We start from the raw sequence: 13,979 nt of genomic DNA on the forward strand, positions 1-13,979 counted from the left end.
AGATCTCCGCACGGGAGGGCCGGATCGGACAATCATGAAACGAGACGCGCGACACGCCCGACCCGATCATATCGGGCCGACGCCGATCGTTCCAGGACGACCGAGGTTTCCCGGGAATTTTCTACACGCCCGACCCCGGCCGGCGGCCGGGTCAGCCGACCAACTCCCGGATCGGCTCACCGGTCTCGATCAGCGGGATCGGCCTCCCGGTCTGGTCCTCGAACAGGACCGCGCGCGAGTCGATCCCCAGGTGGTGGTAGACCGTCGCGGCCACGTCCTGCGGGCCGATCGGCCGGTCGACGACGTACTCTCCCCGGTCGCTGCTCCGGCCGACGACCTGGCCCATCCGCATCGAGCCGCAGCCCATCAGCACGCTGAAGGTCTTGCCCCAGTGGTCCCGGCCCCCCTCCTTGTTCATCCGGGGGGTCCGGCCGAACTCCCCCATGGCGACGACCAGGGTCGACTCGTAAAGCCCTCGGGCGATCAGGTCGTCGATCAGGGCGCCGATGGCCCGGTCCAGCGGCGGGATGAGCTGCCGGGCCCCCTCCTCGGTCCTCAGGCGACCGGCGGTCCCGTGGTGGTCCCAGGGCACGCAGTTGACCGTGACGAACGGCACGCCCGACTCGACCAGCCGACGGGCCATCAGGGCGCTCTGGCCGAAGGTGTGCCTCCCGTAGCGATCCCGGATCTCGTCCGGCTCCGAGGCGATGTCGAAGGCCCCGGCCACCTCCCGGCCCGAGAGCATCTCGAAGGCCCGGCCGTAGTGCGCGTCCAGGTCGGCGACGATCGGATCGGCCCCCCGCTTCAGCCCGTCGATCGTGCGGAGCAACGCCCGACGGTCCTCCAGCCGGTCGAGGCTCAATTCCCCCGGCAGCTGGAGGTTCTTCACCCGGAACTTCGGGTCGTTCGGGTCCGACTCGACGACGAACGGGTCGGCCCCGCCGCCGAGGTACGCCGCGTAGTGGAACAGGTTGTCGGTGCCCCCCCTCAGGTGGGGCACGGCGACGTAAGGGGGCGTGCCCGGCCTCCGCTCCCCCAGCAGACGGGCCACCGCCGATCCCATCGCCGGCCGGCGCTGGACCCGGTTGTCGGCCGCGTTGAAGGCCGGGCCCTCGAACCCGGTGAGCATCCAGTGGTTGCCCTTGGTGTGGTCCCCGGTCCCGTGGCTGACCGTCCGGAGCACGGCGAGCCGGTCCATCAGGCGGGCCTGCTCGGGCAGGAGCTCGCCGAAGTGGACGCCCGGCACGCTCGTCGGGATCGCGCCGAAGGGCCCCCGGAAGCCCTCGGTCGCCTCGGGCTTGGGGTCCCAGGTCTCCATGTGCCCGGGGCCCCCGCTCAACCAGAGCAGGATCACGCTCCGCTGCCGATCGGCCGAGGCCGCCCCCGAGGCCCGGAGCCGGAGCAGGTCCGCCAGCGACAGCCCCCCCAGCCCCAGCACTCCCGCCCGGAGGAAACTCCGCCGCGTCACCCCGTCGCAATCCCGAGCACCGCCGCCGCCGAAGATCGTGAGCATCGCGAACCCTCCGGGACTCGTCCGGTTCTCGCCTGTTACAATCGACCCCCAACCGGCTTGTGTCAAGCCCCGGCGGTCGTCCCGCCCCCCTCCCCTCCCCCGATCGGACCCCGGCCATGGAGCAGCTCGGCGCGATCGTCCTCTGCGGCGGCATGAGCCGACGGATGGGACGGCCGAAGGAGTGGCTGACGATCGGCGGCGAGACCTTCGTCGGCCGGGTCGTCCGCCTCGCCTCCACCCGGGCGTCGATCGTCGTCGTCTCGGCCGCCCCGGGCCAGGACCTCCCCCCCCTGCCCCCGGGCGTCGAGGTCGTCCGGGACCCGGTCCCCGACCTCGGCCCGCTCCGGGGGATCGCCTCCGGGCTGGGGGCGCTGGTCGGTCGGGTCGAGTGGGCCTTCGCCGCCGCCGCCGACGCCCCGATGCTGGAACCCCGCTGGATCGACCGGCTCCGGGAACTGGCCTCGGTCGAATTCGACCTGGTCCTCCCCCACGTTGACGGCCGGGAGCACCCCCTCGCCGCCCTCTACCGCCCCGAGGCCGCCGCCCCGGCCGCCCTGGCCCTGCTCGACTCGGGGGCCTCCCGGCTCGGGCTCCTGCCGAGGTCACTGCGGACCCGGGTCGTCGTCGCCGAGGAGCTGGCCGGCGTCGACCCCCGGTTCCAGACCCTCCGCAACGTCAACCGACCCGAGGACTACGACGCCCTGCTCGGCCCGTCCTGATCTTACCAACGCGATGCCCTGAAGGAGTGGACCTTCCGCCGCTGGCGTCACCGTGCGGAACTCCCCCTGCTCCGACGCGAACGACATGAGCAAGGGCTTCGCCGGGCTCATCAGCGATGGCGGTGAATGGTCGCCGCCAGGGTCGGGCGATACTCTACGATGCGGACGCCCTGGCCACCGTCGATCGAGCGAACCCCGTCCACGAGATGGATCGACCCGGTCGGCAATTATTCCAATATTCATTGTAGAGGACTGCGCCTTTCGTCGGTGGAATCCGCCTTGTGAGTCGGAGGACCCAGCCGATGAACGAACTCGACCTGTTCGCCGCCGCCATCGCCATCCCCGATCGGTCGGAACGAGTCGCCTACCTCGACCGCGAATGTTCCGGCCGGGCGGAGTTGCGTCAACGCCTCGACTTGCTGCTGGACCAGCACGACCGTTCCCACCAGCTCCTGGATCTCCCGAACGGCGCCGACCGGGACGATCCGACGGCAGACCACCGGGCATCGTCGCTCGTCGGCACCGTGATCGCCGGCCGGTACAAGCTGCTGGAGCAGATCGGCGAGGGGGGCATGGGGACGGTCTGGGTCGCCGAGCAGACCGAGCCGGTCCGGCGCAAGGTGGCCCTCAAGCTGATCAAGACCGGGATGGATTCGAAGGCGGTGCTGGCCCGCTTCGAGGCCGAGCGGCAGGCCCTGGCGATGATGGACCATCCCAACATCGCCAAGGTGCTCGACGGCGGCCTGACCGACGCCGGTCGGCCGTTCTTCGTCATGGAGTACGTGAAGGGCATCCCGATCACCGAGTATTGCGACTCGCTGCGGATGAACGTCGCCGATCGGCTCGACCTGTTCGTGCAGGCCTGCTCGGCCGTTCAGCATGCGCATCAGAAGGGGATCATCCACCGGGACCTGAAGCCCTCGAACATCCTGGTGGCCCCGTACGACGACCGGCCGGTCCCCAAGGTCATCGACTTCGGGCTCGCCAAGGCGCTGCACCAGCGGCTCACGGACCGCACGCTGCACACGAGCCACGAGGCCGTGATCGGGACGCCGCTCTACATGTCTCCCGAGCAGGCGCAGCTCAACAACCTGGACGTCGACACGCGGTCGGACGTCTATTCGCTGGGCGTCCTGCTCTACGAGCTGCTCACCGGGACGACGCCGCTGGAGAAGGCCCGCTTCAAGCAAGCGGCCTGGGAGGAGATCCGGCGGCTCATCCGCGAAGAGGAGCCGCCCCGGCCGAGCACGCGTTTGAGCTCCACCCGGACGCTGCCGTCGCTGGCCGCATGCCGGCAGACGGAGCCGGTTAGGCTCACGAGGCAACTGCGCGGGGAGCTCGACTGGATCGTCATGAAGACGCTGGAGAAGGACCGCACGCGGCGTTACGAGACGGCCAACGGCCTCGCGAAAGACATCCAGCGATTCCTCGCCGGCGAGACGGTCGAGGCCTGCCCGCCGACCCTGGGCTACCGGCTGGCGAAGCTCTATCGCAGGAACCGAGGCGCGGTCCTGACGGCCGGGTCGTTCGCCGCGGTGCTGCTGATCGCGACCGTCGTGAGCCTGGCGTTCGCCGCGATGTCGGCGCGTTCGGAGCGGCGGGCCCGCGACCAGGAGCGAGCGGCGGCCGCGAGCGCCAGGAGGGCGATCGAGCAGGAGCAGGTCGCCGCCACCAGGGCCCGGGAGACGCTCGACGCCAATCGCGCCCTGGAGGACGAGCGCGAGCGGCTGATCCGCCTCGATTACGCCCGGTCGATGCAATTAGCCGAGTCGTCGTGGCGGGACGGCAGCGCGGTGAACGCAATCTCGCTCCTCGACAAGGCCCCGCCCGGGCTGCGCGGATGGGAGTGGCACTACCTCGATCGCCTGTGCCGCACGGGCCACCGGCTCTCGCTCGAAGGGCACACCGGCGGGGTGGAATACGCCGCGTACGATCCGACCGGCGAGCGGATCGTCACGACGAGCGAGGACAAGACGGCGAAGGTCTGGGACGCCAGGACCGGGGCGCTCATCCATACGCTCGACGGGCACGCCGAAGGGGACTCCGTGACTTACGCCGAGTTCAGCCCCGATGGCTCGCAGATCCTCACGTCTGGGAGGAAAAACGAGACGACGAAGGTGTGGGACGCCCGGACGGGGACGGAGCAATTCACGCTCGAAGGAGGCACGAACCTTCACGACACCCGCCTGTTCAGTCGTGACGGCACGCAGATCCTCACCATGGCCGGTGCGGGCATGTTCGTGGGCCTGGCGAAGGCCATCGTGTCGAACGCCAGGACCGGGGCGGAAGAATACACCATCGACCCCGGGGAAACGTCGCCTGCCCTCCAATCCGCCGTGTTCAGCCCTGACGGCAAGCGTCTCCTCGTCGTTCCCGTATTCGAGTCGCCGACGCTCTGGGATGCCAGGTCCGGCAAGAAGGAACGGTCACTCGACGAGCTGGTCGGGGAGTGGGACACCGTTTCGTTCAGTCCCGATGGCGCACGAGTCCTCACCCTCGGCATGGATGGCAAGTCCGCCAGGCTGTGGGACGTCCAGACCGGGACACTCATCCGAACCCTCGAAGGCCAGGACTTCCGCATGGGGTCGCGTGTCGCGTTCAGTCCCGACGGGACGCGGATCTTCATGGTCGGCGGCGGCAGCGACGGGACCGCGAAGATCTGGGACGCCGAGACCGGGAGGGTGACACTCATCCTGCAAGGGGGTGGCCTTCGTGGTGCGAGATCGGCGACCTTCAGCCCGGACGGCGAACGACTCCTCGCCGCCGACGAGGGCGACCCCTCGGCAAGGCTCTGGGACGCCCGGACCGGAGCCCTCATCAGGACGTTCAACGGCCATCGGGGCCGGGTGAGTAGCGCCGGTTTCAGCCCGGACGGCGCGTCCATCCTCACCGCCAGCCGGGACGAGACGGCTCGGGTCTGGGACGTGGACCCGCCTCCTGGCCCGCTCGCCTTCCTGCAGACCGGCCCCGACGGATCCGGTTGGCGCATCGGGGACGTCACCTTCAGTCGGGACGGTTCCCGGATTGCCGTCGTCTGGAACCAAGGCCCCTTGACCTCTCCGGGACCTTCCGAGATCCGCGTGTGGAACGTCCGGGAGGAGACGGTCGCCTCCATCCTCCCCGTACAAGCCGGCGTGGTGTACTCCGCGGAATTCAGCCCCGATCCGCGGGGCACTCGGCTCATCACCGTTTGTTTCCAACGGAGGCTGCTGGCGTTGGTGTGGGACGTCCAGACCGGGGAGATCTTGCACACGCTGAAAGGGCTGAGTTCCTCAAGCAGTCCGACCTCGTTCAGTTCCGATGGGTCGATGGTCGTCACCGAGGGCGGGGATCCCTCGCACCAAGTCCTCGAAAATGGGATTTTGCGGCGAAGGATGAAGGTCTGGGACATGCGAACCGGGGATCCCCTCCGTACGCTCGACGGGCGCTTCGCCGAGGTATCCTCCGCCTTCAGCCCCGACGATACGCGGATCCTCGCCGCCGACGAGGGATCGGTGACCGAATGGGACGTCCGGACCGGGAGGAAGATCCGAACGGTCAGGGAAGGCCACGCGTGGCTCCTCCCCGACGGCACGCGGATCGTGACCCTCGGCGGCGACAATCGTGCCATCGTGTGGGACGTCGAGACCGGGAGGGAGATCGTCTCCCTCGCGGGCGTCGGGGACATGCGGGAGCCTTACTTCAGCCCGAACGGCGACCGAATCCTCACGGTCACCCGGGACCAGACCTGGAAGCTGTGGGACGCGGCGACGGGCGACGAGCTCATCACCCTGAGGCCCGACGTCGGCGCCGAGTCCGTCCGGTTCAGCCCGGACGGTCGGTGGATCGTCGGGACGGATCTGAGGGGCGGCGTCTGCGTGTTCGACGGCACGCCGCTCCCGGGATCGAGCTCGCCATGACGGACGTCTCGCGACTCCTGGACGCGGCCCACCGCGGCGACCCGCACGCCGCCGCGGAGTTGCTGCCCCTGGTCTACGACGAGCTGCGTGGGCTCGCCGCCGCGAAGATGGCGAACGAGAAGCCGGGGCACACGCTCGACGCCACGGCGCTCGTCCACGAAGCCTACGCGCGGCTGACCGGCGGGCAGTCGTTCGAGTCGCGCAGCCATTTCCTGCGGGCGGCCGCCCGGGCCATGCGGCGCATCCTCGTCGATCACGCCCGGGCTCGCAACGCCGCCAAGCGGGGCGGGCAGGCCCGGCGTGTCGAACTCGATCCGAACCACCCGGCCATCGCCCCGACGGACGCAAGGCTCGAGGCGCTCGACGAGGCGTTGAGCCGTCTGGCCGTCGAATATCCGAGTCAGGCCGAACTGGTGCAACTCCGGTATTTCGCCGGCCTGACGCTCGACGAGTGTGCCCAGGCGCTCGGCGTCTCCTCCCGGACCGCGGACACCTGGTGGGCCTTCGCCCGCGCCTGGCTCGCCGTCGCGCTCGGTGAGTCCTGAATCACCGTCGATCCCTCCCCGCTCCGAGACGACACCGCGTTTCATGGTCCGTCATTTCGATATATCCTCGTTTGGATGAGAACACTACTCCAGCCAGGCGCCGAACAGCGCCGAGAACCGGGCCGAGGCCAGCCCGATCGCCCCCGTGATCCCCATCAGCCCTCGCACCGAGAGCCGGGTCGGCCTGAGGGCCATCCCCCGGGCGTCCCGGTAGGTCAGCCAGATCGTCAGCACGCCGACGACTTCCGCCGAGAATCGGCTCGACGAGGCGATGAACCGATAATTCTCAAACGGACTCCCGAGGTTCGGCCCGACCTCGAAGACCGTGGCCGTCCCGATGGCCACCGCCGCCCAGGCGCCGATCGCCGCCACCAAGCCCATCGCCCCGCCGATCAAGAGCGCCCGGGACGGCCCCCGATCCGGCCCCACCCGGTCGCCCCTCACGGATAAAGATCCGTGGACAGGTATTTCAACCCGCCGTCGCAGGCGAGGAAGGCGATCGACGCCCCCTCGGCCTCCCCGCCGAGCAGTCGGATCGCCGCCGCCAGGTGGGCGCCGGTCGAGAACCCGGCGAAGATCCCCTCCTCCTCCGCGAGCATCCGGGCCGCCCCGATCGCCTCCTCGTCGCCGACCGTCAAGTAGCCGTCGACGAGGCCGGGGTCGAACAGCGGCAGGTCGGCCCCGGACCTGGCGTAGCCGGCCCCCTGGATCCGGTGGCCCGGGTCCGTCGGCGGGTGCCCGGCGAGCACGGCGGCGCCGCCCGGCTCGACGGCGAAGACCCGGATCGCGGGGTCCCTGGCCTTCAGGGCCCGGGCCACGCCGGTCAGCGACCCGCTCGTGCCGGGGCAGTCGACGTAGGCGTCGAGGTCCCCCCCCGACTGCTCCCAGAGCTCCGGCCCGGTGTGCCGCTCGTGGGCCAGGACGCTGCCCTCGCGCTCGAACTGCCGGGCCCGGAACGCCCCGCGATCGGCGACGACCCGCCCGGCCACCTCGTCCACCCGCGCGAGGTCCTCGCCGGAGACCCGTCCCGGCAACGACCCCGGGGCCTGGTCGACCAGCACCACCTCGGCGCCTAGCGCCGCCATCATCCTCGCCCGCTCGACGCTGTTGCCCCTCGACATCACCGCCACGAAGGGGTGCCCCAGCGCCCGGCAGACGATCGCCAGGCCCGTCCCGGTGTTGCCGCTGGTCAGCTCGACGACCGCCTGGCCCTCGGCGAGGCTGCCGTCCGCCTTCGCCGTGCGGACGATCTCCAGCGCCACCCGGTCCTTCTTGCTCGCCCCCGGGCTGAAGTATTCCAGCTTCGCCAGCAGCCGGCCGGTCAGGCCGAGTCGCGTCGACAACCTCCGAAGCTCGACCAGCGGCGTGTTGCCGATCGTCTCCAGGATCGATCCTGCCAGCGGCGGCGGTGGATTCATGGTGCGGTGGCCGGGCCGGGGGAATGGGTGTGACCGGGGCCCGGTCGATCCCGGGCCCGCCCTCATTCCCGGTCGATCTTACCGCGTGTCGGCCCCCTCCGGCGACTGCGCCCGGACGACCAGCCGATCGCCGTGCGAGTCGTCCCTCGGCAAGTCGTGGGAGGCCACGCTGTGCCACGACCGCCATGCCCGGTCCAGCTCCTTCGCGTTGCTGAAGCCGTAGTGGGCCTTCGTGGCGGCGTCCCAGCCGCCGGCCATCCCGTCCCTCAGGAAAGCGAGGAACCGGGGCCTCCCCCCCATCTCCACCAGGAACCGGGAGACCGAGTATCCCTGGCCGTAGAAGCCCATCAGGTCGCTCGGGTACTCCTCGATCGAGAACAGGTCCGGCAGCCGCCAACCCCCGCTCCGGGTCAGCAGGTCCGAGGCGAACCGCTCGTGCCGCAGGCGCTCGCGGCGGTCCTCGCTCAGCAGCGAGGCCCCCTCGTCGGCCCACCTCGGCAGCGGGCCGCCGAAGTAGGCGGCGAAGATCGTGTGCGTCACCTCGTGGGGCAGGGCCGAGGCCAGGATCCGGTCGATCCTCCCCTCCAAACTCATTTCCTGGTCGACCACCTTCCCCCGGGCGAAGCCGAACGAGGTGACCCCGCCCGCCTCCCCCCCGGTGATCTTGATCCGGACGGCGCACGGCCGGGGCCAGTCCGGCAGCTCCTCGCCGATCCACTGCCGGGCGACGACCCGGCGATAATGCTCGGCGTAGCTGGCCACCTGCCGGGCGACCTCCGTCGAGGGCGCCTCGACCGTGAAGTTCGTCGACCGTGCCGACGCGCCCGCCATCATCGGCAGGATCGCCAGCGCCAGGGCCGCCATCGCGCGGCGGCCCCCCCTCCGGGTCCGGGGGCGCAAACCCATGCCCGAGTCCTCCCTGACCGGCACCGCGGGCCCCTCTTGGGCCCGCCTCGAATCGATCCCGTCCCCGCCTCCGCCTCGATCGCCGCGCCCGCCGACTCACGCCTTCGGCCGCGACGGCCCGGGACTTTAGCAGATCGACCCGATCCTGTCACCCCGCCCTTCGGGCCTCCCGACCGATCGACCCCGACGCCGGGGGGCACCGGGGTCCCCCCCGGTGCCCCGACGACGGCCGACCGATCGATCAATTAATACTGATCCGCGGACACCACCTCGCCCCCGTCCCGGGAGCCCAGCGACATCCACACGGTCTGCGCCACCGAATCCTTCACGAACCGGATCGAGCCGTCCGCGAAGCAGACGTTCACGCCCCCCGGGTGCGCGCTGGAAGGGACGTGCAGGTGGCCGAAGTCGGTCCCGCAGCCCTCGCCGCAATCCCATCGGCAGGAGGAGAACGGGTACTGCGTCGAGTTCGGCGTCAGGATGATGTTCGTCAGCGTCAGGCCCGGCGACCCGGTCTGCCAGCGGAACCCCCGATTGGAGTTGCCCCCCGGCGTCGTCTGGATCCGGTCCATGCAGGCCTGGGCCTGCGCCATGACCGCCGGCAAGTTCTGCCTCGCGTCGGAGAGGACGTAGGGCTGGGAATCCACGTTGCCCCCGGGCACGCCCGAGGCCATCTGCCGGTGTTTCTGGCGGAGGTTGCCGTAGTCCCCCGTCAGCGCCTCGACGAAGGCGATCGTGTTCGAGGTCCCGTCGGTGATCGAATGCACGCCGTAGGCCGTGAACCTCGGCGCGAAGATCCCGTTGGTCCGTTCCGACCAGGGCTGGGTGCCGGTCCCGAAGCTGCCGTGGTAATTATTCAGGTGGTCCTGGCCGGCGTTGCCGTCGGAGGGGCAGAGGAAGGCCGATACCTTCACGTTCCAGACCGTCGCGTTGATCTGCAAGCCCCACTCGTACCAGATGTTCCAGTCGAAGTTGCAGGAGTCGTACAGCGCATTCTGCTCCAGGTAGGGCAGCAGCATGGAGTGGGCGCTGAAGGTCCCCCAGTCGGTGATCACGCCGGGGGACTCGAAGGCCCGGGCGTTGCCCATCGGGAAGGTCCCGATGGCCGAGTGGTAGTTGTGGATGCCCAGGCCCATCTGCTTCAGGTTGTTGGTGCACTGGGCGCGTCGGGCGGCCTCCCGGGCCGCCTGGACGGCCGGCAGGAGCAGGGCGATCAGCACCCCGATGATGGCGATCACCACCAGCAGCTCGATCAGGGTGAATCCTCGGCGACGTTCGAGACGCATATTTGACCTCCGGGAAATGGGAGTGTTCGTGACGGGCATCCCCTCGAGATCCTCGGGGCGATCGGTGACGACGGGCCGGGCCGCGGGCGCCGGCGCCCTTACTGCCCCTTGGGCGGCCCCGACATGTACTCCCGCATCGCGTCCTGGCCGGCCGTGTCGGCCTTCTTGGCCTCGGGAGACATCTCGACCTGTTCGACGTCCGCGCCCCCGCCGCATCCCCCCAGCAACCCGAGGGAGGCCGCCAGCGCGAGGGTCGGGACGATGGATCTGGGACGGACCATGACTCTCTGACTCCGTTCGAAACGGGCCGGACGACGACGGGGCGGCCCCGAGCCTCCCCGATCCGGGGAACGTGTCGGGGGCACCAGCCGGGGCCTACCCGCCCACCGACCCGGGAGGGCGAGTTGCCGTTAGGTGATCGGTCTCGACTCGTCTCGGCGAGCCGGGTCGGACCGATTGAGATCATCCCCGGCAAAGAAGCCGCACGCAACTCACAGGCCGCGTAATTCCCACCGGATCCACGATCCGGACGGCCGAATTCGCCGGATCACGCCTGCACAACCACACGCCCAGAAGTGCACACGCACCCACGACCCGCTGGGTGACTTTCCCCGCCCCCTCGAACTCGGGACCTCGTCCCGAGTCGGCGGGCCGGGGGCGACCCGCGAACCGATCGACCCATCCAGGGCGACTTAACCGTCGCCCCCCGTCCCCCGCCCCCCCGATCGGCGCCCGCCCGGGGCCCGCGCCGCCGGCCGGGCGAATCCCCCGAGGTCCAGCTCCGTCGACGGGCGGGTGTCGGCCTTCAGCACCCGGCCCATCTGCTCCAGGGCGTACCGGTTCTCCTCCTCGGTGTTCGACGCCACGCAGTCGCCCGGCACGAACAGGGAGAAATCCCGCATGTAGGCGTCGTTCGCCGTGAACAGCACGCAGATGTTGCCCGCGATCCCCGTCAGGATCAGCGACTCCGCCTTCAGGTATTCGAGCAGGATGTCCAGCGTGGTCGAGAAGAAGCCGGAGTGCTTCGGCTTCAGCACGAAGTAGTCCTCCTCGCCCGGCGCCAGCAGCTCGACGATCGGCCGGCCGGGCACGTCGTCGCGCAGGCAATGTTCGACCTGTGCATGGAAGTTCGACTGCCAGCGCCCGAAGTTGTCGTTGACGTAGACGACCGGGATGCCGAGCCGCCGGGCCTCCCGCTTCAGCGCCACGATCCGATGGGCCATCGGCAGGGCGTGCCCGAGCAACTGCTCGCCGTCAGGGAAGTCGAGGTCGTTGATGACGTCGATCAGCAGCAGCGCGACACCGGCCTCGTCGGGCGCGTTGCCGTGGAGGTCGTCGTTTTTCATGGCCACCCGTCCCCCCCTCGCCCGCCCCGCCCGAGGTGTCCCCCGGCCCGACGTCGGACCGCGCGATGACCGCCGGGCGACGGCCCCCGGGGAGCCTGGCAAACCCCGTTCCGCACCGCCCTCCCCCGGCCCCGTCCCCGAGGCCCCGCCCGGGGTCCCGGGCCCCCGGATCGTGCCCGGCGGGGACCGTCGGAGGCCCGCTCGACGCCTTCCGGGAGAAAATGCGACTGCGGAGCCCCAATTTCCTGATCTTAACAACGATGTCGGTCGGGCCGTCGCCCGCGACCGTCGGCCCGACACCGGGTCGGGTCGAGGCGGGTCGGCGGTCGGCATCACGCCCAAGCTCAGCGGACCGGCCCGCCGAGACAGAGCTTGCTGTTACCACGAAGCGCCGCGGCGGGCCGGGTCCGCCGCGGCGCGAGGTTAGGCGCGTCGCCTCAGGACGGTGGAGGCGAGGGATCGGGAAGGACCTTGAACCAAGGACACCGCGAGGCCGCCCAATACTTCTCGAACATCGCCGAGTGATACCGCGCCCGAGCCGGCCCCATCTTCAAGTTCACCAGGACTTGGTGATGATGCCATGCGAGTTCACGGTACCGCGCCGAACGGATGGCGAAGGTGGCCAGGGACAAAGCGATGGCCGCGAGTGCGACGGCGGCCATCAACGAACGCACCTTCAATCGCATTTGTCCCCTGCCCCTGCCCCAGGCCATTCGCCCCCGCCGCCAAACGTGAAGGTTCAGCAGACCCGGCCGCCGACCGATGGCCTGGATGTCTCCGGATGCCGACCGCGGCGGCCGGGGTCCGCTGCAACCGCGGGTTAGGCGGTCGGTCGGCCGCCCCTTTGGGTGCCACTGGCTCCGCCAGTGCCGGGCCCGACCGGAGCACTGGCGGAGCCAGTGAAACCCAGACATTAGCACCCATCGCCCGCCAGTGCCACCCCGCCGAATCAACACGCTGGGGTACGGTCATGGGCACGCCGTCGCAGAAGCAGATCGAGGCGAACCGTCGGCGGGTGGCTGTGGCGGAGTCCTCGACGCCACGGCGGCTGGTCACTCGGCCGTGGCGTCGAGGACTCCGCCACAGCCACCCGCCCGTGGAGCTTGCCCGGAGTTCAGCGTATCACGACCACCGCCACGGTATGGTGAAGCCCATCTTTGCTCTTCGGATCGGGGTCGCGGATGAGGTGAAATTCGATGATCGTCCCCAGCGTGAGGAGATTCGGGATCATCCTTTGCACCGTGAAATCGTTCGAGGCGAAGGTGAGCCGGCACCCCGGCTGGGCGATCCGCCGAAGCTCTCGCGCGGCCTCCTCGAACGTCGCCGAGCTGGCGTCCCCCCCCGCGGGCTTTTTCGAGAGAGGAGCGTCGCGGACGCAGATGTCGCTGACGGAGTTGGGCGGGACCCGGTTAAACGGCCCCGCTGTAATCCGCCGTTTCCGTTGCTCCGAGCCGAGGTCGTGGAGCGTCACGTCCTGGAAGCCGAGATAGCTCGCTTCGCCTTCGCCACCGATGGAGATCATGAGCCCGGTCCGCCGCGGGTTGATTGGGAGGGCCTCGTGATGCACGCGGCCGTCCCCCAGCACCACGCCCGAGAACCCAGAGGCCGGACACTGACTGTGGTCGTGGGTGTCGCCTAGCTCCGTAATGGAGACCAGATTACTCCGCGCCTCTAGGGCGGCCACGTCCTTGTCGAGTCTCTGGATGGTCCGCTTGCCGACGATGTCGTCCGCCGTCTGCTGGGACGGCTGGGTGATCTTCGGGGTCTTCGAATTCTTGTACGCCTTGACCGCGTTGGCCGTCAGGGTACCGTATTCGCCATCGACCGCAATGGCCTCGCCCACCTGCAACACGTAGCGCCGCGACACCTGCAGGGCGGTCTGGATTCTCTTGACGTGGTCGCCGCGGGAGCCCCGCGTGATGTGAGCGGCGTCTCGGACCAGACAGTTCTCGAGCTTCGGGTCCGTTGTCGGTTTCGTGAGCAGTTTGGAACCCAGGCCCATCTTGGTCTTCCTTCCCCCCCCGTATTCGGGGCATCACAACATTGAAGAAGTGCACGGTGGCGCTGACAGCCGACGAGTGCCAGCGGCTGCAGGCCCTGCTCGTCGCCGAAAGGACCCCAGCCACCCGCCCGGAGAATGGCGGGGTGGACTCGGGTCGATCCGCGTCGGAATTATGAACGTCTGGCGCGTACCGCAATGACTCGGTCGCCCTCCCGCACGCCTACGCCTTTCAGGGCAGACGCCGCGATCACGAACAAATGTACACATTAAGGAGATCTTCTTATCCGTCTGCTATCTTCAAGGCTATTATTATGACGCAAGAGGTGGGAAATGCCCGACAATGTG

General features: G+C 69.6%; 11 protein-coding genes. 3 read left to right on the top strand and 8 right to left on the bottom strand.

What is annotated here, in order from left to right; all coding sequences use genetic code 11:
• Positions 1 to 151: 151 nt before the first annotated feature.
• Positions 152 to 1,513 carry a DUF1501 domain-containing protein gene (locus ElP_RS28045; RefSeq protein ID WP_145275859.1) on the bottom strand — a complete coding sequence of 454 codons (1,362 nt, stop codon included), beginning with the start codon at positions 1,511 to 1,513 and terminating at the stop codon, positions 152 to 154.
• Positions 1,514 to 1,629: 116 nt separating this feature from the next.
• Here ElP_RS28045 and mobA point away from each other — a divergent pair, with 116 nt between their 5' ends.
• The 3 genes from mobA to ElP_RS28060 all read left to right on the top strand — a co-directional run bounded on the left by mobA (position 1,630) and on the right by ElP_RS28060 (position 6,676).
• Entirely contained in the window at positions 1,630 to 2,232 is a 603-nt protein-coding gene (mobA, locus tag ElP_RS28050) for a molybdenum cofactor guanylyltransferase (RefSeq protein WP_145275860.1), read from the top strand.
• Between the two features lie 302 nt (positions 2,233 to 2,534).
• On the top strand, positions 2,535 to 6,131 hold the full coding sequence (locus ElP_RS28055; RefSeq protein ID WP_145275861.1) for a protein kinase domain-containing protein: 3,597 nt from the start codon (positions 2,535 to 2,537) through the stop codon (positions 6,129 to 6,131).
• Positions 6,128 to 6,676 carry an ECF-type sigma factor gene (locus ElP_RS28060; protein ID WP_145279042.1) on the top strand — a complete coding sequence of 183 codons (549 nt, stop codon included), beginning with the start codon at positions 6,128 to 6,130 and terminating at the stop codon, positions 6,674 to 6,676. The genes ElP_RS28055 and ElP_RS28060 overlap by 4 nt, the downstream gene beginning before the upstream one ends.
• Before the next feature lie 84 nt (positions 6,677 to 6,760).
• Here the strand turns inward: ElP_RS28060 and ElP_RS28065 are convergent, their stop codons facing one another.
• The 7 genes from ElP_RS28065 to ElP_RS28095 form a co-directional block, all read right to left on the bottom strand.
• Positions 6,761 to 7,120 carry a hypothetical protein gene (locus tag ElP_RS28065; RefSeq protein ID WP_145275862.1) on the bottom strand — a complete coding sequence of 120 codons (360 nt, stop codon included), beginning with the start codon at positions 7,118 to 7,120 and terminating at the stop codon, positions 6,761 to 6,763.
• Positions 7,117 to 8,094: a PLP-dependent cysteine synthase family protein gene (locus tag ElP_RS28070; protein WP_145275863.1), complete on the bottom strand. Its 978-nt coding sequence runs from the start codon at positions 8,092 to 8,094 to the stop codon at positions 7,117 to 7,119. The genes ElP_RS28065 and ElP_RS28070 overlap by 4 nt, the downstream gene beginning before the upstream one ends.
• A 78-nt stretch (positions 8,095 to 8,172) precedes the next feature.
• Positions 8,173 to 9,000: a gluzincin family metallopeptidase gene (locus ElP_RS28075; protein ID WP_231749291.1), complete on the bottom strand. Its 828-nt coding sequence runs from the start codon at positions 8,998 to 9,000 to the stop codon at positions 8,173 to 8,175.
• A gap of 245 nt (positions 9,001 to 9,245) precedes the next feature.
• On the bottom strand, positions 9,246 to 10,286 hold the full coding sequence (locus ElP_RS28080) for a DUF1559 domain-containing protein (protein WP_145275864.1): 1,041 nt from the start codon (positions 10,284 to 10,286) through the stop codon (positions 9,246 to 9,248).
• A gap of 98 nt (positions 10,287 to 10,384) precedes the next feature.
• Positions 10,385 to 10,567 carry a hypothetical protein gene (locus ElP_RS28085; RefSeq protein ID WP_145275865.1) on the bottom strand — a complete coding sequence of 61 codons (183 nt, stop codon included), beginning with the start codon at positions 10,565 to 10,567 and terminating at the stop codon, positions 10,385 to 10,387.
• Positions 10,568 to 10,978: 411 nt separating this feature from the next.
• Positions 10,979 to 11,632 (bottom strand): cysteine hydrolase family protein, encoded by a 654-nt coding sequence (locus ElP_RS28090; RefSeq protein ID WP_145275866.1) that lies wholly within the window; start codon positions 11,630 to 11,632, stop codon positions 10,979 to 10,981.
• Positions 11,633 to 12,746: 1,114 nt separating this feature from the next.
• Positions 12,747 to 13,634, bottom strand: a complete 888-nt coding sequence (locus ElP_RS28095; protein WP_145275867.1) for a peptidoglycan-binding domain-containing protein — start codon at positions 13,632 to 13,634, stop codon at positions 12,747 to 12,749.
• Positions 13,635 to 13,979 lie beyond the last annotated feature (345 nt).

It is taken from the genome of Tautonia plasticadhaerens (assembly GCF_007752535.1).
In the GTDB taxonomy this organism is placed as follows: Bacteria; Planctomycetota; Planctomycetia; order Isosphaerales; family Isosphaeraceae; genus Tautonia; species Tautonia plasticadhaerens.